Here is a 26435-nt window from a genome sequence, read left to right on the forward strand (position 1 = left end):
AGCTGCTGCAAGCATAAAAAAACCCCAGCTTTAAGCTGGGGTTCTTATTGGATCGGCTAAACCATCGACAACAAACATCAAACGTCGAGGTTAGACACCGCCAAGGCGTTGGTTTCGATGAAGTCACGGCGCGGTTCTACTTCGTCGCCCATCAGGGTGTTGAAGATCTGATCGGCGGCGATGGCGTCTTCGATACGCACTTTCAACATACGGCGCACGTCTGGGTCCATGGTGGTTTCCCAGAGTTGGTCCGGGTTCATTTCACCCAGGCCTTTGTAGCGCTGGACGCTGTGGCGTTTGGTGCTTTCGGTCATCAGCCAGTTAAGCGCTTCCTTGAAGGTCGCAACAGGCTTCTTACGCTCACCACGCTGCACGTAGGCACCGTCTTCCAACAGGCTGTTGAGCTGGTCGCCCAAGCTGGTAACGGTCTTGTAATCGTTACTGCCGAAGAAGTCGCGGTTGAAGATGATATAGCTCGAGTTACCGTGCGAGATCAGCTCAACTTCCGGCACCCACAAATGACGCTCGGTGTCTTCGTGCAAGCGCGTTTTGTAGACCAGGCCGGATTTTTCGGTGACCTTCAAGCGCGCCTCGAACAGGGCCAACCAGTTTTCCATCAAGGCTTTGTTTGCCAGCTGCTCAAGGCTGACGCCCGGCAGGTAGACAAAGTGCTCAGTCAGCTCCTGAGGGTACAGGCGCGACAAACGCTTGAGGGTCTTCATCACCAGGCGGTAATCGTTTACCAAGCGCTCCAGCGACTCACCAGAGAGGCCTGGGGCGTTCTCGTTGACGTGCAGGCTGGCATCTTCAAGGGCTGATTGGGTCATGTATTCTTCCATGGCCTCGTCGTCCTTGATGTACTGCTCTTGCTTGCCTTTCTTGACCTTGTACAGCGGCGGCTGGGCAATGTAGATGTAGCCGCGCTCAACCAGTTCCGGCAGCTGACGGAAGAAGAAGGTCAGGAGCAGGGTACGGATGTGCGAACCGTCGACGTCAGCATCGGTCATGATGATGATGTTGTGATAACGCAACTTGTCGATGTTGTATTCATCGCGGCCAATACCACAGCCGAGAGCGGTGATCAGCGTGCCGACTTCCTGAGAAGAAATCATCTTGTCGAAACGTGCTTTTTCGACGTTGAGGATCTTACCTTTGAGCGGCAGGATCGCCTGGGTCTTGCGGTTACGGCCCTGCTTAGCAGAACCGCCCGCGGAGTCCCCTTCCACTATGTACAGTTCGGAAAGCGCTGGGTCTTTCTCTTGGCAATCCGCCAGTTTCCCAGGCAGACCTGCAATATCCAAAGCACCTTTGCGGCGCGTCATTTCACGGGCTTTACGTGCAGCTTCACGGGCACGGGCGGCGTCGATCATCTTGCCGACAACAGCCTTGGCTTCATTGGGGTTTTCCAGCAGGAAGTCAGAGAAGTATTTACCCATCTCTTGTTCAACTGCGGTTTTAACCTCTGAAGAAACCAGCTTGTCTTTGGTCTGCGAACTGAATTTAGGATCAGGCACCTTGACCGAAATAATTGCGGTCAAGCCTTCACGGGCGTCATCGCCAGTGGTTGAAATCTTGTGCTTCTTGGCCAGGCCTTCCTGCTCAATATAGGCATTGAGGTTACGGGTCAGGGCAGAGCGGAAGCCCGCGAGGTGAGTACCACCGTCACGCTGGGGAATGTTGTTGGTGAAGCACAGCAGGTTCTCGTTGAAGCTGTCGTTCCACTGCAGGGCAACTTCAACACCCACACCGTCATCACGCTGCACGGTGAAGTGGAACACTTGGTTCACTGCTGTCTTGTTGTGGTTCAGGTATTCAACGAACGCGCGTAGACCGCCTTCATACTTGAACAGTTCTTCCTTGGCGGTGCGTTCATCCTTGAGCATGATGCCCACGCCTGAGTTCAGGAATGACAACTCGCGAAGACGCTTGGCCAGGATATCCCAGCTAAAGTGGATGTTGGCGAAGGTGTCTTCAGAAGGCTTGAAGTGGATCTGGGTACCACTTGTATCGGTATCACCTACAGGCGCAATCGGAGCCTGTGGCACGCCATGCACATAGGTTTGTTCCCAGACTTTGCCCGCTCGGCGAATGGTCATGACCAATTCTTTGGACAAGGCGTTCACAACCGAAACACCTACACCGTGCAGACCACCGGAAACCTTGTAGCTGTTGTCGTCGAACTTACCGCCGGCGTGCAATACGGTCATGATGACCTCAGCCGCCGAGACACCTTCTTCCTTGTGGACATCGACCGGAATGCCACGGCCGTTATCGCGCACGGTGATGGATTCATCAGGGTGAATGATGATGGTAATTTCGCTGCAATGACCCGCCAACGCTTCGTCGATCGAGTTATCAACCACCTCGAACACCATGTGGTGCAAGCCGCTGCCATCGTCGGTATCACCGATGTACATACCAGGTCGTTTGCGCACGGCATCCAGGCCTTTCAAGACCTTGATGTTATTGGAGTCGTACGTTTGGTTTTCGCTCATGCCTTCACTCCTGGTGGTCGTGGGTCTGGGTGATACTGCCATGTTCCACGTGGAACATGGCAACTGGCGTGTCCGTGCGCCAGCCTTCCCGCAACAATTCATGGTCTACACAGGTGATAAATACCTGGCAGTTCAAATCATCTAATAACTTACAAAGCGCACGCCGGTGATGCTCATCCAGTTCTGACGGTAAGTCATCCACCAGATAGATACACTGACCACGCTTCGCTTGATCAACCAAATGGCCCTGCGCAATACGCAAAGCACAAACAACTAACTTCTGCTGCCCTCGTGAAAGAATATCGGCAGCATTGTGTCCATTTAATCGCAAACGCAAATCAGCGCGTTGCGGCCCTGCTTGTGTGTGACCGATTTGTTGGTCACGGAGCAGGGTAGATGCCAACACCTCTACCAACGGACGCTCTTTATCCCATCCGCGGTAATAACTGAGCGCTAAACCTTCAAGCTCAACCAACTCGCTCAGCGTCTGTTCAAAGACCGGTTTGAGCGCCTGTATATAAGCGCGTCTGTAGCCATCTATTTCGTCACTCGCTAAGCACAGCTCACGGTCCCAGGCCGCTTGTGACGCGGCGTCAAGTGTACCATGTCGCAGCCATGAGTTCCGCTGCCTTAACGCCTTCTGCAGGCGCTGCCAAGCAGGCAGAAAACGAGGTTCCACGTGGAACACTCCCCAATCCAAAAATTGCCGGCGTATTTTTGGAGCACCTTCAAGCAAACGGAAGCTGTCCGGATTAATCAACTGCAAGGGCAGTGCATCGGCCAGTTGCGCAGCGCTGCGCGCGTTTTCCCCATCAATACGAATTTTAAAGTCGCCCTGACGCTGACGTGAAACCCCCAGATTTGTCTGGCGGCCATCCGCTAGCTGAACCTGTCCGAAAACAGTGCAGGTGGGTTGATCGTATTGAATGACTGGAAGCAAACGCGTACTGCGGAAAGATCGCGCGAGGCCAAGCAGGTGAATGGCTTCTAGCAGGCTGGTTTTACCGCTGCCATTGGCACCATGGAGAATATTGATACGCGGGGAGGGGGAAAGTGTCACCGGGTGCAAATTGCGCACCGCGGTGACATTGACGCGGCTTAGGGACATTAAATGAATTACAAACGCATCGGCATAACGACGTAGGCAGAGTCGTCGTTGTCAGCCTCTTGGACCAATGCGCTGCTGTTGGAGTCAGACAGAATCAGGCGCACCTGATCGGTTGTCATCACGCCCAGCACATCAAGCAGGTAGCTGACGTTGAAGCCAATTTCCAATGCGCTGCCATCGTAATCAACTGCAGTTTCTTCTTCCGCTTCTTCTTGCTCTGGGTTGTTTGCCTGAATCTTCAGCAAACCGGCAGCAAGTTGCAGGCGGATACCGCGGTATTTTTCATTAGACAGAATAGCGGTACGGCTGAAGGCTTCGCGCAGGCCCTGACGATCAGCAACAACCACCTTGTCGCCCCCACGAGGCAATACACGCTCGTAGTCTGGGAACTTGCCGTCAACCAGCTTGGAGGTAAAGGTGAACTCACCAGTGGTCGCACGGATATGGTGTTGGCCCAGAACAATACCAACAGTGCCATCCTGTTCGGTCAGCAAGCGAGCCAATTCGAGAATACCTTTACGTGGAACAATCACCTGGTGACGTTCAACGTTGTCGATTTCAGCCTGCATCGAGCACATGGCCAGACGGTGACCGTCAGTTGCGACAGCGCGCAGAATGCCGGTTTGCACCTCAAGCAACATACCATTGAGGTAGTAACGAACGTCCTGCTGCGCCATGGCAAAGCTGGTGCGCTCGATCAAACGGCGCAACTTGCTTTGCACCAGGTTGAACGTCAGCGAACCTGGGCCTTCTTCAACAGTCGGGAAATCATTTGCCGGTAATGTGGACAGGCTGAAACGGCTGCGTCCAGCCTTGACCAAAAGCTTTTGTTCATCAACACGGATGTCGATCAAGGCATCGCTCGGTAAGCTTTTGCAAATATCCATCAACTTACGCGCTGGCACGGTGATTTCACCGGGCTCTGCAGCATCTTCAAGCGCTACTCGGCCAACCAGTTCAACTTCCAGATCAGTACCGGTCAGCGACAGCTGCTGGCCTTCAACTACCAACAGCACGTTCGACAGAACCGGCAAGGTCTGGCGTCGTTCCACGACGCCTGCGACCAGTTGCAGAGGTTTCAACAGGGCTTCGCGTTGAATTGTGAAATGCATGGTCTAGTCCCTTGCCTTGTGGAGTTGCGTATTAAGTTGTCAGTGTGCGCAACAGGTTTTTGTAGTCCTCGCGGATATCCGCGTCGGATTCCCTAAGTTCAGCAATCTTACGGCATGCGTGCAACACAGTGGTGTGATCACGACCGCCAAAGGCGTCACCGATTTCCGGCAGGCTGTGGTTGGTCAGCTCCTTCGACAAAGCCATGGCCACCTGCCTTGGACGCGCAATCGAACGCGAACGACGTTTGGACAACAGATCAGAAATTTTGATCTTGTAGTACTCAGCTGCCGTACGCTGAATATTATCAATACTGACCAGCTTATCTTGCAGGGCAAGCAGGTCTTTCAGCGATTCACGAATAAGCTCAATCGTAATGTCACGGCCCATAAAGTGCGAGTGGGCAATGACACGCTTGAGTGCGCCTTCAAGTTCGCGCACGTTGGAGCGAATTCGTTGGGCAATAAAGAAGGCCGCATCGTGAGGCAAATCTACTTTGGCCTGATCAGCCTTTTTCATCAAGATGGCAACGCGGGTTTCCAATTCAGGCGGTTCTACAGCCACCGTCAGGCCCCAGCCGAAGCGCGATTTCAAACGTTCCTCAAGGCCTTCGATTTCTTTTGGATAGCGGTCACTGGTGAGGATGACCTGCTGGCCACCTTCAAGTAAGGCATTGAAAGTATGGAAGAATTCTTCTTGAGAACGTTCTTTCTTGGCAAAAAACTGAATGTCGTCGATCAGTAATGCATCTACCGAGCGGTAGAAGCGCTTGAATTCGTTGATTGCATTGAGCTGCAGCGCCTTGACCATGTCGGCGACAAAACGCTCGGAATGCAGGTACACAACCTTGGCATTCGGATTTTTCTGCAACAGGTGGTTACCCACAGCATGCATAAGGTGGGTTTTACCCAAGCCAACGCCGCCATACAAAAACAGCGGGTTATAACCATGCTTCGGATTATCAGCTACCTGCCAGGCAGCTGCGCGCGCCAGTTGGTTGGATTTACCTTCAACGAAATTATCAAAGGTAAAAGTACGGTTCAGGTAACTGGTGTGCTTGAGTGCACCCTCAACCTGCACCGCACGCTCAGTGCGTGGCGGCTGGGTAGCCGGCGCTGTATTGGCTGAACCATCGAAGCGCGAACGCTCAGGATTAACCTGTGGCGCGGGCTGAGGCTCTGCCATGGCCTGGGCAGGAGCCTCGGGGGCAACTGGAGCCACAGAGGCAGGCGAGGGTGTAGGCACGGTAACGGCCCGCGGTTTGGAGCTGCGCTTGCTGCCTATTAATAAGGAAAGCGCAGGCACAAGCCCCTCGGAACGCTCAGAAAGCAATTCAAGCAGGCGAGTCACGTACTTGTCGTTGACCCAGTCGAGTACAAAACGGTTCGGCGCGTACACACGGAGCTCGTCGCCTTCGGCTTCGACCTGCAATGGACGAATCCACGTGTTGAATTGCTGAGCAGGCAGTTCATCACGTAGAAGTTCTACGCACTGCTGCCAAAGTTCCACAGACACTGACATCCCCTAAGATCGAAAGGCGGTGAGGCAAAATCAGCCGCTATTGTAGCCGCCAGGCTCTGAGTTATCCACACGTAAAAATGCCAGTGGCTATATAAAATCAATGCCTTAATGAAAAAAATAGGCGACAGATGGGAATGCAAAAACCCTGTGGATAACTTGCATTCAGCTCTTGGGATAAGCCTGGGCATAATCTATCGATAACCCCATCTGTGGATAAAAGCCTGTTTCATCCTCAGCTTATGCGCTGCATCCACACAGTTGCAGCACGGTTTGTGGACAAAGTTGTGATCGCCTGAGAGCATGACCAGCAGTGGCCTTCAGCGACTTATGCACAGATGTTGGCCTGCGTAGTTATTACAAACATATCTAAAGATCTTTAAATAATCTCTTCTCTTTATTTATCTCTAGGCAAATAGATATGAAAGACATGCTGGTTGGAAATTGACCTATCCCTCGGGTTTCTCTACAATCGCCGGTCTCTTAAAACGGGGGCCATTCCGGCCCGTTGTCGATCAACCAGGTAACACACCATGAAACGCACTTTCCAACCAAGCACCATCAAACGCGCTCGCACCCATGGCTTCCGTGCTCGCATGGCTACCAAGAACGGCCGTGCTGTCCTGTCGCGTCGCCGCGCCAAGGGCCGTGCTCGTCTCGCCGTTTAATTTTTCTGTCTTGTGGTGAGTCGAGGCTTCAGCCGGGACAAGCGTTTGCTAACTCCCCGGCAATTCAAGGCAGTCTTCGACTCCCCTAGCGGTAAAGTTCCGGGTAGAAATGTCCTGCTGCTTGCGCGCAACAACGACCTAGATCATCCCCGTTTGGGCTTGGTGATCGGCAAAAAGAGCGTAAAGCTCTCAGTTGAACGCAATCGCCTTAAACGCCAGATTCGCGAAACGTTCCGCCAGAGTCAGGACAACCTGACCGGTTGGGATATCGTGATTGTGGCGCGTAAAGGCCTGGGCGATTTAGAGAATGTTGAACTTGCTCAGCAATTCAACAAGCTCTGGAAACGCCTTGCGCGCAGCAAACCCAGCCCTGAAGTAGCCGTCCCTTCTGGGGTGAGTGACAAACCGAATGCGTAAGCTGGCTCTAGTTCCAATCCAGTTTTACCGTTACGCCATCAGCCCACTGATGGCGAGTCATTGTCGCTTTTATCCAAGCTGCTCTTGCTACGCGTATGAAGCCATTGAAAATCATGGCGTCATACGTGGCGGCTGGCTGACCGTGCGTCGGTTAGGTCGCTGCCACCCATGGAATCCCGGCGGCTACGATCCGGTTCCCCCTGCGAATAAATCCCGTACCTCTTCGATGGCCGAATAATCATGGATATCAAACGCTCGATCCTGATCGTCGCCCTGGCAGTCGTGTCCTATATGATGGTTCTTCAGTGGAACCAGGACTACGGTCAAGCTGACTACCCGACTCAGAATACGACAGTAACTTCCAACACCTCCGCTGATCTGCCCGATACGCCTGCCGCTGAAAACACCAGCGCTGGTGATATCCCGGCTGTCGCCAATAGCGAGCAACTCAAGCCTGACACCACTCAGATTGCCAAAGGCAAAGATCTGATTCGGGTCAAGACTGATGTGCTGAACTTGGCGATCGATCCAAGTGGCGGTGATGTTGTACAACTGACGTTGCCTCAGTATCCACGTCGCCAGGATCGTCCAGACGTGCCTTTCCAGCTGTTCGATAACGGCAACGAACGCACTTACCTGGCGCAAAGTGGCCTGATTGGCAGCAACGCACCGGATAAATCTAGCGGCCGTGCATTGTGGAGCAGTGCGCAGAAGAGCTACGAGTTGGCCGATGGCCAGAACCAGTTGGTGGTTGACCTGACCCTCAGCGAGGGCGGGGTCAATTACATCAAGCGCTACACCTTCAAGCGTGGCTTGAATCCTGAGTGCTCCGCCAAAGAGCAAATGCTCAAGAAGCCAGGCTGTATTGATCCGTCGTCGTATAAGGTTGATGTTAAATACCTGATCGACAACCAGAGCGGCGCGGCCTGGAGCGGCAACATGTTTGCCCAGCTCAAGCGCGACGACAGCGATGATCCATCGAAGACCACTGCGACCAGCACCGCGACCTACCTGGGCGCGGCGATGTCGACACCTGATTCGACTTATCAGAAAGTGTCGATGAAAGACATCGACAAGAAGCCCGTCAAAGAAACCGTCAGCGGTGGCTGGATTGCTTGGCTGCAGCACTATTTCGTAACTGCATGGGTGCCTGATCAGAACGAAAACAACGTTATTCAGACGCGCAAAGACAGCCAGGGCAACTACATCATCGGTTATACCAGCCCAACCGTTAGCGTCGCGGCTGGCAGCACAGGTGAAATCGGTGCCACTCTGTATGCTGGCCCGAAAATCCAGAAATACCTGGGTAGCCTCTCGCCAGGTCTGGAACTGACTGTCGACTACGGCATTCTCTGGTTTATCGCTCAACCGATTTTCTGGTTGCTGCAACATATCCACAGCATTCTGGGTAACTGGGGCTGGTCGATTATTGTCCTGACCTGCATCATCAAGCTGATTTTCTTCCCACTGTCGGCTGCCAGCTACAAGTCGATGGCACGCATGCGTGCAGTGGCGCCGAAAATGGCTGCACTGAAAGAGCAGTTTGGCGATGATCGCCAGAAAATGTCTCAAGGCATGATGGAGCTGTACAAGAAAGAGAAGATCAACCCCTTGGGTGGTTGCTTGCCTATTCTGGTACAGATGCCTGTGTTCCTCGCACTCTATTGGGTACTTCTGGAAAGCGTGGAAATGCGCCAGGCCCCTTGGATGTTCTGGATCACCGACCTGTCGATTAAAGATCCGTTCTTTATTCTGCCGATCATCATGGGCGCTTCGATGTTCATCCAGCAGCAGCTGAACCCGACACCGCCGGACCCGATGCAGGCCAAGGTAATGAAAATGATGCCAATCATCTTCACCTTCTTCTTCCTCTGGTTCCCTGCTGGTCTGGTTATGTACTGGGTTGTGAACAACTGCTTGTCGATCGCACAGCAGTGGTACATTACGCGCAAGATTGAAGCCGCAACCAAAGCAGCTGAAGCCAAATAGCCAAGCGCAATTGGCTAAGCTGTAAACAAAACGCCCCTCTTTAGGGGCGTTTTGTTATGTAGCCTGTGGATAAGATTTCGGAGAGAAGCATGCAAGTAGCGGGTGAAACCATCGCAGCAGTCGCCACCGCACAAGGCCGCGGCGGGGTCGGCATTGTTCGGGTATCCGGCCCCTTGGCGGGAGCGATGGCACAGGGGTTTTGCCAGCGTGAATTGAAACCGCGCTACGCACACTACGGACCTTTCTATAGCGAAGCCGATACGGTACTCGATGAAGGTTTGGCAATCTATTTTCCAGGCCCCAATTCATTCACCGGTGAAGATGTGCTGGAACTGCAAGGGCATGGCGGCCCGGTGGTGCTGGATCTGTTGCTGCGCCGCTGTGTACAACTTGGCGCGCGTTTGGCACGCCCTGGTGAATTCAGTGAGCGTGCATTTCTCAACGACAAGCTCGACCTGGCCCAAGCTGAAGCCATAGCCGACTTGATTGAAGCCAGCTCGGAACAAGCTGCACGCAATGCATTGCGGTCGTTGCAAGGTGAATTCTCACGGCGCGTGCATGACTTGACTGAACGCCTTATCAACTTGCGTATTTATGTTGAGGCAGCTATCGACTTCCCCGAAGAGGAAATCGATTTCTTGGCCGATGGCCATGTATTGAGCCTGCTTGAGGACGTGCGCGCTGAATTGCTCAACGTGCTACGTGAGGCGGGTCAGGGCGCACTGCTGCGTGACGGCATGACGGTTGTAATTGCCGGTCGGCCCAACGCAGGCAAGTCGAGTTTGCTCAATGCCTTGGCTGGCCGTGAGGCTGCAATCGTCACCGAGATTGCCGGCACCACTCGTGATGTGTTGCGTGAACATATCCACATCGACGGAATGCCATTGCACGTGGTGGATACCGCCGGTCTGCGCGATACCGAAGACCATGTGGAAAAGATCGGCGTTGAGCGAGCGTTAAAAGCTATTTCTGAAGCCGACCGCATATTGCTGGTGGTTGATTCGACTGCGCCGGAAGCAGCGGATCCATTCATGCTGTGGCCGGAGTTTCTCGATTTGCGCCCGGATCCGGCAAAGGTCACCTTGATTCGCAACAAGGCCGACCTGAGTAATGAGCCTGTATCCATTGAGGTGAGCAATGATGGCCACGTCACTATTAGCCTGTCGGCGAAATCAGCAGAAGGTCTGGACTTGCTGCGCGAGCACCTGAAAGCCTGCATGGGTTATCAACAGACCTCCGAAAGCAGCTTTAGCGCTCGACGCAGGCATTTGGACGCCCTTCATCAAGCCCAGACCCATCTTGATCACGGTTATGCACAGCTGACCCTTGCAGGCGCAGGTGAGCTGCTTGCAGAAGACTTGCGCCACGCGCAACAGGCCCTTGGCGAGATTACCGGGGCATTCAGTTCTGATGACCTGCTGGGGCGGATCTTCTCAAGCTTTTGCATTGGTAAGTAGCTTTCTGCGGCTCAGTTATCCACAACGGGGATATTGTGCTGCAGGTGCGCAATAAATGCCTGCGCCAAAGCGTTGCTCTCATACAGGGGTTGGGTGACCAAAGAGAAACGCCGACGCAACTCTAACGGGGTTTGCAGAATAACCAGGTCCCCCGTCGCCACTTGTTCGGCAATCGATAATCCCGACAAACAACCAATACCAAGCCCGGCCTTTACCGATTGCTTGATTGCTTCTTGACGATTCAACTCCAGCGCCAGTTTGACCTGGCCTGACACCTGCTGCACCGCAGCATCAAATACCGCCCGGGTGCCTGAGCCCGGTTCTCGCAGCACCCAGCGTTGCTCGCATATTTGCTCGGCAGACAACTGACCCACAGCCGCCAATGGATGATCAGGGCGACAAAATACCTGCAGCTGGTCTTCGCTCCATGGCGTTATGCACAGCTGGCTATGCAGCGCCGGTCCTTCGATCAATCCCAGATGAACCTGGCCTTTTTCAACAGCACTGATCACATCCTCGGTATTACTGATGCGTATATCAGGATCAACCTGCGCGTGCTTGTGGATAAAACTGCTAAGCAGCTTAGGTAGCAGGTAACTGGCGATAGTCAGGCTGGCAGCGATGCGCAAGGTGCCGCTGATCACATCGACAGGGCTGTGAATAAGATTATCCAAGGTTTGCAATATCAAACCGACTTTGGGCAAGGCTGCGCGACCAGCATCGGTTATCAACAGTTCGCGGCCTACGCGGTGAAAAAGCGCATAGCCAAGTCCAGACTCAAGCTCGCGCAGGGCCTGGCTCGCAGCAGACTGGCTGATGGATTGATCATCTGCAGCAGCTGTCAGGCGACCCAGCCGAGCAGTGGCTTCAAAGATCTTCAGTTGTCTTAAACTTAGGCTCATAGTTCGGTTTTACTTATACACAGGATAAGAATAATCCATTTTTATTAACATTACCTGTGCGTGAGTATGTCGTCCATAGCAACTGTTATGGATAGATGTGAATCCCATGCGCCCCCTGATCGCCCTGCCAGCCATAGCAATAAGCGCACTGCTACTCGCGCAAATACCCGCAGTCAGCCAATTCGGTTTGAGTGCATTGCCGCTGGCGATTGTACTCGGCGCCATTTATGGGCATTTCAACTTGGCTGAACCGACCCACCGTGAAAAGTTATTCACAAGGTTCTGCCAACAGCGGTTACTGCGCACCGGCATCATCCTGTTTGGCTTCAGCTTGAGTTTTCAACAGATAGTCCAGGTTGGCTGGCAAGCAGTGGTGCTGGATATCACTGTAACCAGCAGTATCTTGATCCTCGGCACCTGGCTGGGGATAAGACTGTTTGGCTTGCCCCGCGACCTGGCCGTGCTGATCTCTGCCGGTAGCGCGATTTGCGGAGCCGCAGCCGTATTGGCCAGTGAGCCAGTACTCAAGGCCAAACAACAATACGTGACCATTGCAGTGGCAACCGTAGTGCTGTTCGGTACCTTGGCCATGTTTATTTATCCACTGATGTTTCACCTGAGCGGTATGAGCGAACACAACTTCGGTATCTATATCGGCAGCACAGTCCATGAAGTCGCTCAAGCCGTGGCGGCAGGCGATTCAGTAGGCGGCGAGGCGTTGCAATCGGCGGTTGTGGTCAAGCTGATCAGGGTGATGCTGCTGGCACCCTTCATTCTTATTCTCAGCAGCTTGGTCTTTCGCGAAGAACAGGCTGTTGGCCAGAGCAAAGCCAAAATCACCGTGCCCTGGTTTGTCTTGGGTTTTATCGCTGCGGCTTGCATCAACAGCTGGGCAGCATTACCGCTTCAAGTTATTCACAGCCTGCAACTACTTAGCCAGTTGACCTTGGCAATGGCGATGGCCGCTCTCGGCAGCCAGACCCAATGGCGCGTCATCAAACAAGCAGGTTTCAAACCGATGTTGCTGGCAGCCAGCTTGTTTGTTGTATTGCTCTGCGGCGGTTTTTACCTCAACAGCTGGATTATTCCCCAGTAACTGTCACGCCACATAGGGCTTACAGCCTTCTATCCACAGAAAAAACGGTTGTGCATAAACCCTGTGGAAAACCCTGCCTAAGCCCAGTCCATAACCCGGTGATAAAGGTGAGGATAAACCAGCCTGTGGATAAACAGTACTTTGATCCACAGCTTAATGACGGCTATCTGACAGTTTCAATGCAGGCTCCACACAGAACCATACATCGCTGTACAGTACGTATTTATTGGGCTGTATAAATCTATCCACAGAAAACGGCTTACTACTTTATAAACATAAAAATAAAGATCTTTAAAAATTCTTTCTTTTTTATCTTTATTAACCGACCTACTCGCATTCCCTGGACCACCGGGCAAAAAGCACAGACCAATTGGCTGTTTTTTGTGCAAAAGACTTCTTTAGCCAGGTCTAACTGCCTATACTTACCGGCTAGCTAGCTTTTCTGTGCCTGACATATCGTCAGTGCTCGTATCAAAAGCCCCCCATTTCAGAACAAACACGAGGTGCGTGGTGGATTTCCCTTCCCGTTTTCAGGTGATCGTTATCGGCGGCGGTCATGCCGGCACCGAGGCTGCTCTGGCAGCTGCACGCATGGGTGTAAAAACCTTGCTGCTGACCCATAACGTGGAAACCCTTGGTCAAATGAGCTGCAACCCTGCAATTGGCGGGATTGGTAAAAGCCATTTGGTGAAGGAAATCGACGCACTTGGCGGCGCCATGGCAACCGCTACTGACAAGGCGGGCATTCAGTTCCGTGTTCTGAACAGCCGTAAAGGCCCAGCCGTACGCGCCACCCGCGCACAAGCTGATCGGGTGCTTTACAAAGCTGTTATTCGCGAAACCCTGGAAAACCAAGACAATCTGTGGATATTCCAACAGGCCGCTGATGACCTGATCGTTGAAAACGATGAAGTCAAAGGGGTTGTTACCCAGATGGGGCTGCGCTTTCTTGCAGACTCGGTGGTATTGACCACAGGCACCTTTCTTGGCGGACTTATCCACATTGGTTTGCAGAATTATTCAGGTGGACGCGCCGGTGATCCGCCTTCGATTGCCCTGGCCCATCGATTACGTGAATTACCGCTGCGCGTGGGTCGCCTGAAAACCGGCACACCGCCACGGATCGACGGTCGCTCAGTCGATTTCTCGGTGATGACCGAGCAACCCGGCGATACCCCAATCCCTGTAATGTCGTTCCTTGGGTCGAAAGAGCAGCATCCGCAGCAAGTGAGCTGCTGGATTACCCATACCAATGCTCGCACTCACGAAATCATTGCCGCCAACCTTGATCGCTCGCCGATGTATTCCGGGGTGATCGAAGGCGTTGGTCCGCGCTATTGCCCGTCTATCGAAGACAAGATTCACCGCTTTGCCGACAAGCAAAGCCATCAAGTGTTTATCGAGCCTGAAGGCCTGAACACCCACGAGCTTTACCCCAACGGCATCTCAACCTCATTGCCGTTCGACGTGCAAATCCAGATTGTTCGCTCGATTGTCGGCATGGAAAACGCACATATCGTGCGTCCCGGCTACGCCATAGAGTACGATTATTTCGACCCGCGCGACTTGAAATACAGCCTGGAAACCAAGGTGATTGCCGGTTTGTTCTTTGCTGGCCAAATCAATGGCACCACAGGTTACGAAGAAGCTGGAGCACAAGGTTTGCTCGCCGGTGCCAACGCTGCGCTGCGTGCCCAGGGCAAAGATGCTTGGTGCCCGCGTCGTGATGAAGCCTATATCGGCGTATTGGTCGATGACCTGATTACACTTGGCACTCAAGAGCCTTACCGGATGTTCACGTCTCGCGCCGAGTATCGCCTGATCCTGCGCGAAGATAACGCCGACTTGCGCCTGACTGAAAAAGGCCGCGAGCTTGGCTTGGTCGATGACCAGCGCTGGGCTGCATTTGAAACCAAGCGCGAAGCCATCGCCCAGGAAGAACAGCGTTTGAAAAGCACTTGGGTTCGGCCAAACACTGCAGATGGCGATGCCATTTCTCAACGTTTTGGCACGCCACTGGCCCACGAATACAACCTGCTCAACCTGTTATCGCGGCCTGAGATCGATTATCTCGGGTTGATCGAAGCCACAGGCGGCGGTGCGCTGGACCCGCAAGTGGCGGAACAGGTCGAAATCAAGACCAAGTACGCCGGTTACATAGACCGCCAACAAGATGAAATCGCTCGCCTGCGTGCCAGCGAAGACGTCAAGTTGCCTGTGGATATCGACTATTCGACAATTTCGGGCCTGTCAAAAGAGATCCAGCACAAGCTGGGCGACTCGCGGCCTGAAACCCTCGGCCAGGCGTCACGCATACCGGGGGTCACACCGGCTGCGATTTCGCTGTTGATGATTCACCTTAAAAAACGTGGAGCGGGCAAGCAGTTGGAGCAGAGCGCTTGATGGGAACCTCGTTGGTGACTGAAAGTCACGCCGCAGAGTTGGCTCAAGGTGCCGTTGAGCTAGGTGTAGAGATATCAGCCGAGCAGCAAACGCAGCTCATGGCGTACCTGGCTTTATTGATCAAGTGGAATAAAGCCTACAACCTGACCGCTGTGCGCAATCCAGATGAAATGGTTTCACGCCACCTGCTTGATAGCCTCAGCGTTGCGCCTTACGTCAATGATGCTGGGGATAACTGGCTGGATGTTGGCAGTGGCGGCGGCATGCCAGGTATTCCATTGGCCATCCTGTTTCCCAACAAGCAATTCACCTTGCTGGACTCCAACGGCAAGAAAACCCGTTTTTTGACTCAAGTGAAACTTGAGCTCAAGCTGGCTAACCTGCAAGTTATCCACAGCCGGGTCGAAAGCTTTACCCCTGAGCTGCCGTTTAGCGGAATCAGTTCGCGGGCATTCAGTTCGCTGAAAGACTTTTCCAGCTGGACGCGCCATCTTGGCGATGGCAACACCCAATGGCTGGCCATGAAAGGCGTGCATCCGGACGACGAACTGCAGGCATTACCGGCTGATTTCTCGCTGGTGAAAACGCAGGTTCTCAAGGTTCCCGGTTGCCAAGGCCAGCGACATCTGTTGATACTGCGTCGCTCGGTCTAAGGGGAACGCAGCATGGCAAAAGTATTCGCAATAGCTAACCAGAAAGGCGGCGTGGGCAAGACCACCACCTGCGTCAACCTGGCTGCCTCACTGGTCGCAACCAAGCGCCGTGTGCTGTTGATCGACCTGGACCCGCAGGGCAACGCCACCATGGGCAGTGGAGTTGATAAACACGGCCTGGAACACTCGATCTACGATGTATTGATCGGCGAAAGCGATTTGGGTCAGGCCATGCAGTTCTCGGAGCATGGCGGTTATCAACTGCTGCCAGCCAACCGTGATCTGACCGCGGCTGAAGTTGGCTTGCTGGAAATGAAAATGAAGGAGAGTCGCCTGCTTAACGCATTGGCGCCTATCCGCGAGAATTACGATTACATCCTGATTGATTGCCCGCCATCGTTGTCGATGCTTACGGTTAACGCCTTAGTCGCATCCGATGGCGTAATCATTCCGATGCAGTGTGAGTACTATGCGCTCGAGGGCCTGAGTGATCTGGTTAACAGCATTCAGCGCATCGCCAAGCTACTCAACCCATCACTGAAAATTGAAGGTCTGTTGCGGACCATGTACGACCCGCGCATCAGCCTGACCAACGATGTTTCTGCGCAACTCAAGGAACATTTTGGCGACCTGCTTTACCAAACTGTAATCCCACGCAATGTGCGTTTAGCCGAAGCTCCAAGCTATGGCATGCCGGCGTTGGTCTATGACAAGCAATCGCGGGGTGCCATCGCTTATTTGGCACTGGCCGGTGAATTGGTTCGCCGCCAGCGCTCACGCGCCCGAACTGTTACTGCATAAGGAATTTCTGCATGGCCGCCAAGAAACGAGGTCTAGGACGAGGCTTGGATGCGCTGCTGGGTGGCACCAGTGTCGACGCATTGCAGGAAGAAGCGGCAAAGGTTGATAGCAGTGAACTGCAATACCTGCCGCTTGACCTGATCCAGCGTGGCAAATACCAGCCACGACGCGATATGGATCCAGCGGCCCTTGAAGAACTCGCTCAATCGATCAAGTCACACGGGGTCATGCAACCTATCGTTGTGCGTCCGGTGGCTCAGGGTCGTTTTGAAATCGTGGCCGGTGAACGCCGCTGGCGCGCAAGTCAGCAAGCGGGTCTCGATACCATTCCGGCCATGGTCCGTGAATTGGCCGATGAAGCAGCCATCGCCATGGCGCTGATTGAGAATATCCAACGTGAGGACCTCAATCCGATTGAGGAAGCCATGGCCCTGCAGCGCTTGCAGCAGGAATTCCAACTGACCCAGCAACAAGTGGCCGAGGCTGTGGGTAAGTCGCGGGTGACCATCACCAACTTGCTGCGCTTGATTGCCTTGCCTGAAGAGATCAAGACCCTGCTTTCCCATGGCGACCTGGAAATGGGTCATGCCCGTGCATTGCTGGGTTTACCAGCCGAGCAGCAGGTTGAGGGGGCGCGACATGTTGTCGCACGCGGCCTGACTGTACGTCAGACCGAAGCCCTGGTTCGCCAGTGGCTAAGCCACAAAGAAGAACCCAAAGTGGTGGCCAAGGTTGACCCTGACATCAGCCGCCTTGAACAACGCCTCGCTGAGCGGCTAGGCTCTCCGGTACAAATCAAGCATGGCCAGAAGGGTAAAGGCCAATTGGTGATCCGTTACAGCTCGCTTGATGAGCTGCAAGGTGTGCTCGCTCACATTCGCTGAAACAATTGAACATGTAGCACTAGTCGGAAATCACTACCTGACAGTTGAATGGGGGCGCATGCGCCCCTATACTCTGCGCGCATTTCGACGGCACAAACTATGCCAAGTTCTATTGGATTGGCGGTTGACGAAAAACGTCAGATTTCAGGAAAGCAATGATGGAAGTTCGCACGCCGAATCGCTTGCCATTCCATCGTCTACCGGTGTTCCCGGTGCTTGTAGTCCAACTGATCGTTGTATTGATCGCGGCTGCGGTTCTTTGGCAGTGGCGGGGTAGCGTCTCCGGGTATTCCGGGTTGTGCGGCGGCCTGATTGCATGGCTGCCGAATGTGTATTTTGCCCATAAGGCTTTCCGGTTTTCCGGTGCCAGGGCTGCTCAAGCCATAGTCCGGTCTTTTTATGCCGGTGAAGCGGGCAAATTAATTCTAACGGCAGTGCTTTTTGCACTGACGTTTGCAGGTGTGAAGCCATTGGATGCGCTGGCGGTCTTCGGCGTTTTCCTTCTGACCCAATTGGTCAACTGGTTTGCACCCCTGCTTACGAGAACAAGATTTTTGAGACCTTAGGGCGTTTGAGGCAAACATGGCAGAACAAACCGCTTCGGGCTATATCCAGCACCACTTGCAGAACCTGACTTTCGGGAAACTGCCTTCTGGTGACTGGGGTTTCGCTCACACAGCAGAACAAGCTAAAGAAATGGGCTTCTGGGCATTCCACGTGGATACCCTGGGTTGGTCCGTGGCTCTTGGCCTGATTTTCATTCTAATTTTCCGCATGGCAGCCAAACGTGCTACCAGTGGCCAGCCTGGCGGCTTGCAGAACTTCGTTGAAGTGCTGATCGAGTTCGTCGATAGCAGTGTCAAAGACACCTTCCATGGCCGCAACATGCTGATCGCACCTTTGGCCTTGACCATCTTCGTCTGGATCTTCCTGATGAACTTGATGGACTTGGTTCCGGTGGATTTCCTGCCCGTTCTGGCGCAGAAAATCGCGGGTGACGAGCACATGTTCTTCCGTGTGGTACCTACCACCGATCCAAACGCGACGCTGGGCATGGCCCTGTCGGTGTTTGCATTGATCATTTTCTACAGCATCAAGGTCAAGGGCATCGGCGGCTTCATTGGCGAACTGACCCTGCACCCATTCGGCAGCAAGAACATTCTGGTTCAAGCACTGTTGATCCCGGTGAACTTCTTGCTTGAGTTCGTGACCCTGATTGCAAAGCCAATCTCTTTGGCACTGCGTCTGTTCGGTAACATGTATGCCGGCGAACTGATCTTTATTCTGATTGCCGTGATGTTCGGCAGTGGCATGTTCTTGCTCAGCACCCTGGGCGTTGCCCTGAGCTGGGCGTGGGCGGTGTTCCACATCCTGATCATCACGCTGCAAGCCTTCATCTTCATGATGCTGACCATCGTCTACCTGTCGATGGCTCACGAAGACAACCACTAATAGCTTTGCGCTCCGTATAAAGCGGAGCGCAGCGCTGTCGGTGGACGCCCGTGAGGGCATGCTGGACAAACGATTTAGCTTTACCGCTTAACCTTAGAAACACTTAACCAATACGACATAAAAGTCGGGAGGAAAAATGGAAACTGTAGTTGGTTTAACTGCGATCGCTGTTGCTCTGCTAATCGGCCTGGGCGCCCTTGGTACTGCCATTGGTTTCGGCCTGCTGGGCGGCAAATTCCTGGAAGGCGCAGCGCGTCAGCCAGAAATGGTTCCGATGCTGCAAGTGAAAATGTTCATCGTTGCGGGCTTGCTCGACGCCGTGACCATGATCGGTGTTGGTATCGCACTGTTCTTCACCTTCGCGAACCCTTTCGTTGGTCAAATCGCAGGCTAATCACTCGATAAGTCGAGTGCTTGGTTTGATAGACAACGAACGAGCGAGGTGTTGGCGTGAACATTAATGCAACCCTGATTGGCCAGGCCGTTGCCTTCTTCATCTTCGTGATGTTCTGCATGAAGTACGTATGGCCTCCGGTCATCACTGCTCTGCAAGAACGTCAAAAGAAGATCGCAGAAGGTCTGGACGCTGCCAACCGTGCAGCTCGTGATTTGGAGTTGGCCCAAGAAAAAGCGGGTCAACAACTGCGCGAAGCTAAAACACAGGCAGCAGAAATTATTGAGCAAGCCAAGAAACGCGGTACCCAGATTGTCGACGAAGCCCGTGAACAGGCTCGCGTTGAAGCTGACCGTGTGAAGGCTCAGGCTCAGGCTGAGATCGAACAAGAAATCAACAGTGTCAAAGACGCGCTGCGTGCCCAAGTGGGTGCTCTGGCTGTCGGTGGTGCTGAGAAGATCTTGGGCGTTTCAATCGACCAAAACGCGCACGCGGAGCTGGTTTCTAAACTGGCAGCGGAAATTTAAGCGAGGGCGCGATCATGGCAGAATTGACCACGTTGGCCCGACCTTACGCTAAGGCTGCCTTCGAGTACGCCCAGGCTCATCAGCAACTGGCCAATTGGTCAGCCATGCTCGGCCTGGCTGCTGCGGTATCGGAAGACGATACCATCCAGCGCGTGCTCAAGGCCCCGCGTTTGACGAGTAAAGACAAGGCCACCACTTTTATTGAAGTGTGTGGTGACAAGTTTGACGCACAAGTAGGCAATTTCATCCACGTATTGGCTGAAAACGATCGTCTGGCTTTGCTGCCGGAAATCGTTGAACTGTTCGAGCTGTATAAGGCTGAGCAGGAAAAGTCGATTGACGTTGATGTCACCAGTGCTTTTGCGTTGAACGATGAACAGCAAGACAAACTCGCCAAGGTTCTCAGTGCACGGCTCGGTCGAGAAGTGCGTCTGCACGCCGCGGAGGATGCCAATCTAATAGGTGGTGTCATCATTCGCGCCGGCGACCTGGTTATCGATGGCTCAGTTCGCGGCAAAATCGCGAAACTGGCCGAAGCATTGAAATCTTGAGTTTGAAGGGGCAGCAGAGCTATGCAGCAACTCAATCCTTCCGAAATAAGTGAAATCATCAAGGGACGTATCGAGAAACTCGACGTCTCTTCCCAAGCCCGAAACGAAGGCACTATCGTCAGCGTATCTGACGGTATTGTGCGTATTCACGGTCTCGCCGATGTTATGTACGGCGAAATGATCGAGTTCCCGGGTGGCGTCTACGGTATGGCACTGAACCTGGAGCAAGACTCCGTGGGTGCAGTCGTACTGGGTGCATACACCACGCTCGCAGAAGGCATGAGCGCGAAGTGCACCGGCCGTATCCTCGAAGTTCCGGTTGGTCCGGAACTGCTGGGTCGTGTTGTTGACGCATTGGGTAATCCAATCGACGGTAAAGGCCCGCTGAACAACGTCGCTACCGACGCTGTTGAAAAGGTTGCACCGGGCGTGATCTGGCGTAAGTCGGTTGATCAGCCGGTACAGACTGGCTACAAGTCAGTCGATGCCATGATCCCGGTAGGCCGTGGCCAGCGTGAGCTGATCATTGGTGACCGTCAGATCGGTAAAACTGCTTTGGCAGTTGACGCCATCATCAATCAGAAAAACAGCGGCATTAAGTGCGTATACGTAGCCATCGGTCAGAAGCAATCGACCATCGCCAACGTTGTGCGCAAGCTGGAAGAGAACGGCGCCCTGGCCAACACCATCGTGGTGGCTGCCTCGGCTTCTGAATCCCCAGCGCTGCAGTACATTTCTGCCTACTCCGGTTGCACCATGGGTGAATACTTCCGTGACCGTGGTGAAGACGCGCTGATCGTTTATGACGATCTGTCCAAGCAAGCAGTGGCTTATCGTCAGATTTCCCTGTTGCTGCGCCGTCCACCAGGCCGTGAAGCTTACCCAGGTGACGTGTTCTATCTCCACAGCCGTCTGTTGGAGCGTGCATCGCGCGTATCCGAAGAGTATGTTGAGAAGTTCACCAATGGTGCTGTGACTGGCAAAACCGGTTCTTTGACCGCTCTGCCAATCATTGAAACCCAGGCTGGCGACGTTTCTGCGTTCGTACCAACCAACGTGATTTCGATCACTGACGGTCAGATCTTCCTTGAGACCTCGATGTTCAACTCCGGTATCCGTCCAGCGGTCAACGCTGGTATCTCGGTATCCCGTGTAGGTGGTGCGGCTCAAACCAAGATCATCAAGAAGCTTTCCGGTGGTATCCGTACCGCTCTGGCTCAGTACCGTGAATTGGCGGCATTCGCCCAGTTCGCATCTGACCTGGACGAGGCTACTCGTAAGCAACTTGAGCACGGTGAACGCGTTACTGAGCTGATGAAGCAGAAGCAATATGCACCAATGTCTATCGCAGACATGGCGCTGTCGCTGTACGCAGCTGAGCGTGGTTTCCTGCGGGATGTCGAAGTCGCCAAAGTTGGTGCATTCGAGCAAGCCCTGATTGCTTACTTCAACCGTGATCACGCTGACTTGTTGGCGAAGATTAACGTGAAGGGTGACTTCAACGACGAAATCGACGCTGGCTTCAAAGCCGGTATCGAGAAGTTCAAAGCCACCCAAACCTGGTAAGCCGCAGCGAGGGCTTCACGGCCCTCGCTTGCTAACCTGATAGGTGTCAAATGGCAGGCGCAAAAGAGATTCGCAGCAAGATTGCGAGCATCAAAAGCACGCAGAAGATCACCAGCGCCATGGAGAAGGTGGCGGTAAGCAAAATGCGCAGAGCACAAATGCGCATGGCGTCGAGCCGTCCCTACGCGGAGCGTATCCGCCAGGTAATTGGTCATCTGGCCAACGCCAACCCGGAATACCGCCACCCGTTCATGATCGAGCGCGAAACCAAGCGTGTAGGTTATGTAGTGGTAAGCAGTGACCGTGGTCTGTGTGGTGGTCTGAACACCAACCTGTTCAAGGCTCTGGTCAAAGACATGGCGAGCAATCGCGAGCAAGGCGTGGAGATCGATCTCTGCGTGATTGGTAGCAAAGGTGCGGCGTTTTTCCGTAACTTTGGTGGCAATGTAGTTGCTGCGATCAGCCACCTGGGCGAAGAACCATCGATCAATGATCTGATTGGTAGCGTCAAGGTAATGCTCGATGCGTACCTCGAAGGTCGTATCGATCGTTTGTCCGTGGTCTCGAACAAGTTCATCAACACCATGACGCAACAGCCGACAGTGGAGCAGTTGATTCCATTGGTGGCGACTCCGGATCAAGAGCTCAAGCATCACTGGGACTACCTGTACGAACCCGACGCCAAAGAGCTTCTCGAAGGCTTGATGGTGCGTTACGTGGAGTCGCAGGTGTACCAGGCAGTGGTTGAGAACAATGCGGCTGAACAGGCTGCACGGATGATTGCAATGAAGAACGCCACCGACAACGCCGGTGATTTGATTGGTGATCTACAGCTGATCTATAACAAGGCGCGTCAGGCAGCAATTACCCAAGAGATTTCGGAAATCGTCGGCGGCGCTGCCGCGGTTTAAGAACGGTTCAAATATTCAGAGGAACCAAAGATGAGTAGCGGACGTATCGTTCAAATCATCGGCGCCGTTATCGACGTGGAATTCCCGCGTGATCATGTGCCGAGTGTTTATGAAGCGTTGAAAGTAGTCGGCGCTGAAACCACCCTCGAAGTTCAGCAGCAGCTGGGCGACGGCGTGGTTCGTACAATTGCAATGGGTTCGACCGAAGGCCTGAAACGTGGCCTGGACGTCGACAGCACAGGTAGCAACATCCAGGTACCGGTTGGGGTTAAGACCCTCGGCCGTATCATGGACGTACTGGGCAACCCAATCGACGAAGCTGGCCCGATTGGCGAAGAAGAGCGTTGGGGCATTCACCGTCCTGCGCCTACTTACGCTGAACAAGCGGGCAGCAACGAACTGCTGGAAACAGGCATCAAGGTTATCGACCTGATCTGCCCGTTTGCCAAAGGCGGTAAGGTTGGTCTGTTCGGTGGTGCCGGTGTTGGTAAAACCGTAAACATGATGGAACTGATCCGTAACATCGCCATCGAGCACAGCGGTTATTCCGTGTTCGCCGGTGTGGGTGAGCGTACTCGTGAGGGTAACGACTTCTACCACGAGATGAAGGATTCCAACGTTCTTGACAAGGTAGCCCTGGTCTACGGTCAGATGAACGAGCCACCGGGCAACCGTCTGCGCGTAGCGTTGACCGGTCTGACCATGGCTGAGAAGTTCCGTGATGAAGGCCGCGATGTTCTGTTCTTCGTGGACAACATCTACCGTTACACCCTGGCCGGTACTGAAGTATCCGCACTGCTCGGCCGTATGCCGTCGGCAGTAGGTTATCAGCCGACCCTGGCCGAAGAGATGGGCGTTCTGCAAGAGCGTATCACTTCGACCAAGACCGGTTCGATTACTTCGATCCAGGCCGTATACGTACCAGCGGATGACTTGACTGACCCGTCCCCGGCGACCACCTTCGCCCACTTGGACGCAACCGTCGTATTGTCCCGTGACATCGCTTCGTTGGGTATCTACCCAGCTGTGGATCCGTTGGACTCCACCTCTCGCCAGCTCGACCCGCAGGTGATTGGCCAGGAGCACTACGACACCGCTCGTGGCGTTCAGTACGTACTGCAGCGTTACAAAGAGCTGAAGGACATCATTGCTATTCTGGGTATGGACGAATTGTCCGAAGCCGATAAGCAGTTGGTATCCCGTGCTCGTAAGATTCAGCGCTTCCTGTCTCAGCCATTCTTCGTGGCCGAAGTCTTCACCGGTTCGCCAGGCAAATACGTTTCCCTGAAAGACACCATTGCAGGCTTCAGCGGCATCCTCAAAGGCGACTACGATCACTTGCCAGAGCAAGCGTTCTACATGGTCGGCAGCATTGAAGAAGCGGTAGAGAAAGCGAAGAAACTGTAATCACCCTATGCGCCTGGCAACGGGCGCATCAGGTTGTGGATAATACTTATCCACAGCTTGTGATCTGAGGCAAGGTTATGGCTATGACAGTCCATTGCGATATCGTCAGCGCAGAAGCGGAGATGTTTTCCGGACTGGTCGAGATGGTAATTGCGCACGGTAACTTGGGTGATATCGGTATCACTCCAGGCCACGCGCCGTTGCTGACTGACCTGAAGCCGGGTCCAATCCGTTTGATCAAGCAAGGCGGCGAAACCGAGGTGTTCTACATCTCTGGTGGCTTCCTTGAAGTGCAGCCAAACATGGTGAAGGTCCTGGCCGACACTGTGCAGCGTGCTGCTGATCTTGACGAAGCGTCCGCTCAGGAAGCCGTCAAGGCTGCTGAGAAAGCGTTGAGCGAGCAAGGCGCCGAGTTCGATTACGGCTCAGCTGCTGCTCGTCTGGCCGAGGCTGCAGCTCAGCTGCGCACCGTCCAGCAATTGCGTAAGAAGTTCGGCGGCTAATCGCAGCAGTCAGACTTTTTTGCATCTAAGTAAAAGGGTAGCCTAGGCTACCCTTTTTCTTTGCTGCGCCAAAAAGCTGCGCAATGCAGTCTATGGAAAGGAATTCCGTCTTTAACCAATGGTAGCTTTCGTTATGTCACTCGATATCGTCATTCTTGCAGCAGGCCAGGGCACACGCATGCGTTCCGCCTTGCCCAAGGTGCTGCACCCGGTTGCTGGTAAGTCGATGCTCGGTCATGTTATCGACATCGCCCGTGAGCTCAAGCCACAAGGCATCCATGTGGTGATTGGCCATGGCGCCGATGCCGTGCGCGAGCGCCTTGCTGCAGATGATCTGAATTTCGTGATGCAGGCCGAGCAGCTAGGTACAGGCCACGCAGTTGCCCAGGCATTGCCTGCACTGACCAGTGATCGGGTGTTGATTCTGTATGGCGATGTCCCGCTGATCGAAAAGAGCACGCTTGAACGCTTGCTGCAGCAGGTTAGCGATCAGCAGCTCGGTTTGCTGACTGTCACCCTGGATGACCCGACCGGCTATGGCCGTATCGTGCGTAATGCCTCAGGCCAGGTCGAAGCCATAGTCGAGCATAAAGATGCCAGCGAAGCGCAGCGCCTGATCAACGAAGGTAACACCGGTATTCTTGCGGTGCCAGCGACCAAGCTGGGTGACTGGCTGGGACGCCTGTCGAACAGCAACGCCCAAGGCGAATATTACCTGACTGACGTCATCGCCATGGCTGTAGCGGACGGTTTGGTGGTTGCAACCGAACAGCCGTTGGACGCGATGGAAGTGCAGGGCGCCAACGATCGCCGTCAACTTGCCGAGCTTGAACGTCACTACCAACTGCGTGCGGCGCGTGCGTTGATGGCGCAAGGCGTGACCCTGCGTGACCCAGCGCGCTTTGATCAGCGAGGTGAAGTCACTGTTGGTCGTGATGTGATGATCGACATCAACGTAATCCTCGAAGGCAAAGTAGTGATTGAGGATAACGTCGAGATCGGCGCCAATTGCATCATCAAGAACAGCACCCTGCGCAAAGGCGCAATAGTCAAAGCCAACAGCCATCTTGAAGGCGCTGAAGTGGGTGAGGGTGCCGATTGCGGCCCATTCGCACGTTTGCGTCCAGGCGCGGTGCTGGGTGCCAAGGCGCATGTGGGTAACTTTGTAGAGCTGAAGAACGCTGTACTCGGTGAAGGCGCTAAAGCCGGCCACTTGAGCTACCTGGGCGACGCTGAAATCGGCGCACGGACCAACATTGGCGCCGGTACCATCACCTGTAACTATGACGGCGTAAACAAGCACCGCACGGTCATGGGCGAAGATGTGTTTGTCGGCTCGAACACCTCACTGGTTGCGCCGCTGAACCTGGGTGATCGGGTGACCACTGGCGCTGGCTCGGTCGTCACCAGCGACGTGCCTGTGGATAACCTGGCTGTGGGGCGCGGCAAACAGCGCAATATCGAAGGCTGGAAGCGACCGACCAAGAAATAGCGCTGTTAACGGCTTATCTTTCGTTTGAGCTGTTGATAACTTTGAAAAGGCTGCCATTTGGCGGCCTTTTTATTGTTTTGCTTGACCTAAAAGCTTCGTTAGGTTTTGATTTGCGAAATTATCTTTCGAAT

General features: G+C 53.9%; 25 protein-coding genes. 20 read left to right on the forward strand and 5 right to left on the reverse strand.

The annotated features are described in order from the left end of the window. Positions 1–77: 77 nt before the first annotated feature. The 4 genes from gyrB to dnaA are packed head-to-tail and all read right to left on the reverse strand — an operon-like array spanning position 78 to position 6228. On the reverse strand, positions 78–2495 hold the full coding sequence (gyrB, locus tag AACY26_RS09755; protein ID WP_339513471.1) for a DNA topoisomerase (ATP-hydrolyzing) subunit B: 2418 nt from the start codon (positions 2493–2495) through the stop codon (positions 78–80). 4 nt (positions 2496–2499) lie between these two features. After that, complete coding sequence (gene recF, locus AACY26_RS09760) at positions 2500–3603, reverse strand: DNA replication/repair protein RecF (RefSeq protein ID WP_339513473.1); 1104 nt, start codon at positions 3601–3603, stop codon at positions 2500–2502. 8 nt (positions 3604–3611) lie between these two features. Continuing rightward, positions 3612–4715 (reverse strand): DNA polymerase III subunit beta, encoded by a 1104-nt coding sequence (gene dnaN / locus AACY26_RS09765; protein ID WP_339513475.1) that lies wholly within the window; start codon positions 4713–4715, stop codon positions 3612–3614. A 31-nt stretch (positions 4716–4746) separates the two neighbouring features. Then, positions 4747–6228, reverse strand: coding sequence for a chromosomal replication initiator protein DnaA (dnaA, locus tag AACY26_RS09770; protein WP_339513477.1), 1482 nt, complete (start codon positions 6226–6228; stop codon positions 4747–4749). 536 nt (positions 6229–6764) lie between these two features. Here dnaA and rpmH point away from each other — a divergent pair. The 5 genes from rpmH to mnmE all read left to right on the forward strand — a co-directional run bounded on the left by rpmH (position 6765) and on the right by mnmE (position 10762). Next, positions 6765–6899 carry a 50S ribosomal protein L34 gene (gene rpmH, locus AACY26_RS09775; protein WP_003213577.1) on the forward strand — a complete coding sequence of 45 codons (135 nt, stop codon included), beginning with the start codon at positions 6765–6767 and terminating at the stop codon, positions 6897–6899. A gap of 15 nt (positions 6900–6914) precedes the next feature. After that, positions 6915–7316: a ribonuclease P protein component gene (gene rnpA, locus AACY26_RS09780; RefSeq protein ID WP_087518908.1), complete on the forward strand. Its 402-nt coding sequence runs from the start codon at positions 6915–6917 to the stop codon at positions 7314–7316. After that, the gene (yidD, locus tag AACY26_RS09785; RefSeq protein ID WP_339513479.1) at positions 7309–7554 is read left to right on the forward strand and encodes a membrane protein insertion efficiency factor YidD; all 246 of its coding nucleotides are present in this window, start codon (positions 7309–7311) and stop codon (positions 7552–7554) included. The genes rnpA and yidD overlap by 8 nt, the downstream gene beginning before the upstream one ends. A gap of 2 nt (positions 7555–7556) precedes the next feature. Continuing rightward, positions 7557–9305, forward strand: a complete 1749-nt coding sequence (gene yidC / locus AACY26_RS09790) for a membrane protein insertase YidC (protein ID WP_339513481.1) — start codon at positions 7557–7559, stop codon at positions 9303–9305. A gap of 89 nt (positions 9306–9394) precedes the next feature. Next, positions 9395–10762, forward strand: coding sequence for a tRNA uridine-5-carboxymethylaminomethyl(34) synthesis GTPase MnmE (mnmE, locus tag AACY26_RS09795; protein ID WP_339513483.1), 1368 nt, complete (start codon positions 9395–9397; stop codon positions 10760–10762). 11 nt (positions 10763–10773) lie between these two features. On the opposite strand, the gene AACY26_RS09800 is transcribed toward mnmE, so the two are convergent. Beyond that, positions 10774–11664, reverse strand: a complete 891-nt coding sequence (locus AACY26_RS09800; RefSeq protein WP_339513485.1) for a LysR family transcriptional regulator — start codon at positions 11662–11664, stop codon at positions 10774–10776. A gap of 106 nt (positions 11665–11770) precedes the next feature. On the opposite strand from AACY26_RS09800, the gene AACY26_RS09805 reads away from it, so the two are divergent. The 15 genes from AACY26_RS09805 to glmU all read left to right on the forward strand — a co-directional run bounded on the left by AACY26_RS09805 (position 11771) and on the right by glmU (position 26304). Continuing rightward, positions 11771–12760: a YeiH family protein gene (locus AACY26_RS09805; RefSeq protein WP_339513487.1), complete on the forward strand. Its 990-nt coding sequence runs from the start codon at positions 11771–11773 to the stop codon at positions 12758–12760. A gap of 510 nt (positions 12761–13270) precedes the next feature. After that, positions 13271–15163, forward strand: coding sequence for a tRNA uridine-5-carboxymethylaminomethyl(34) synthesis enzyme MnmG (gene mnmG / locus AACY26_RS09810; protein WP_339513489.1), 1893 nt, complete (start codon positions 13271–13273; stop codon positions 15161–15163). Then, positions 15163–15816, forward strand: coding sequence for a 16S rRNA (guanine(527)-N(7))-methyltransferase RsmG (rsmG, locus tag AACY26_RS09815; protein ID WP_339513491.1), 654 nt, complete (start codon positions 15163–15165; stop codon positions 15814–15816). Before mnmG ends, rsmG begins: the two co-directional genes overlap by 1 nt. A 12-nt stretch (positions 15817–15828) precedes the next feature. Beyond that, on the forward strand, positions 15829–16617 hold the full coding sequence (locus AACY26_RS09820) for a ParA family protein (protein WP_339513493.1): 789 nt from the start codon (positions 15829–15831) through the stop codon (positions 16615–16617). 11 nt (positions 16618–16628) lie between these two features. Continuing rightward, on the forward strand, positions 16629–17501 hold the full coding sequence (locus tag AACY26_RS09825; protein ID WP_339513494.1) for a ParB/RepB/Spo0J family partition protein: 873 nt from the start codon (positions 16629–16631) through the stop codon (positions 17499–17501). Between the two features lie 158 nt (positions 17502–17659). After that, on the forward strand, positions 17660–18067 hold the full coding sequence (locus AACY26_RS09830) for a F0F1 ATP synthase subunit I (protein ID WP_089360103.1): 408 nt from the start codon (positions 17660–17662) through the stop codon (positions 18065–18067). A 16-nt stretch (positions 18068–18083) separates the two neighbouring features. Continuing rightward, positions 18084–18953 carry a F0F1 ATP synthase subunit A gene (atpB, locus tag AACY26_RS09835; protein WP_339513495.1) on the forward strand — a complete coding sequence of 290 codons (870 nt, stop codon included), beginning with the start codon at positions 18084–18086 and terminating at the stop codon, positions 18951–18953. Positions 18954–19089: 136 nt separating this feature from the next. Beyond that, the gene (gene atpE / locus AACY26_RS09840) at positions 19090–19347 is read left to right on the forward strand and encodes a F0F1 ATP synthase subunit C (RefSeq protein WP_003097235.1); all 258 of its coding nucleotides are present in this window, start codon (positions 19090–19092) and stop codon (positions 19345–19347) included. A 56-nt stretch (positions 19348–19403) separates the two neighbouring features. Next, positions 19404–19874: a F0F1 ATP synthase subunit B gene (locus AACY26_RS09845; protein ID WP_010487844.1), complete on the forward strand. Its 471-nt coding sequence runs from the start codon at positions 19404–19406 to the stop codon at positions 19872–19874. Between the two features lie 14 nt (positions 19875–19888). Continuing rightward, on the forward strand, positions 19889–20425 hold the full coding sequence (locus AACY26_RS09850) for a F0F1 ATP synthase subunit delta (RefSeq protein WP_339513500.1): 537 nt from the start codon (positions 19889–19891) through the stop codon (positions 20423–20425). A gap of 21 nt (positions 20426–20446) precedes the next feature. Continuing rightward, a complete protein-coding gene (gene atpA, locus AACY26_RS09855) occupies positions 20447–21991 on the forward strand; it encodes a F0F1 ATP synthase subunit alpha (protein ID WP_339513502.1) in 1545 nt (514 codons plus the stop codon). A gap of 50 nt (positions 21992–22041) precedes the next feature. Next, a complete protein-coding gene (gene atpG, locus AACY26_RS09860) occupies positions 22042–22902 on the forward strand; it encodes a F0F1 ATP synthase subunit gamma (RefSeq protein WP_010487840.1) in 861 nt (286 codons plus the stop codon). Between the two features lie 30 nt (positions 22903–22932). Further along, positions 22933–24309, forward strand: a complete 1377-nt coding sequence (gene atpD, locus AACY26_RS09865) for a F0F1 ATP synthase subunit beta (RefSeq protein ID WP_339513507.1) — start codon at positions 22933–22935, stop codon at positions 24307–24309. Between the two features lie 77 nt (positions 24310–24386). Beyond that, positions 24387–24812, forward strand: a complete 426-nt coding sequence (locus AACY26_RS09870; RefSeq protein ID WP_339513509.1) for a F0F1 ATP synthase subunit epsilon — start codon at positions 24387–24389, stop codon at positions 24810–24812. A 133-nt stretch (positions 24813–24945) separates the two neighbouring features. Beyond that, positions 24946–26304 carry a bifunctional UDP-N-acetylglucosamine diphosphorylase/glucosamine-1-phosphate N-acetyltransferase GlmU gene (glmU, locus tag AACY26_RS09875; RefSeq protein WP_339513511.1) on the forward strand — a complete coding sequence of 453 codons (1359 nt, stop codon included), beginning with the start codon at positions 24946–24948 and terminating at the stop codon, positions 26302–26304. Positions 26305–26435 lie beyond the last annotated feature (131 nt).

Source organism: Pseudomonas sp. RL_15y_Pfl2_60 (assembly GCF_963970595.1).
Classification (GTDB): Bacteria; Pseudomonadota; Gammaproteobacteria; order Pseudomonadales; family Pseudomonadaceae; genus Aquipseudomonas.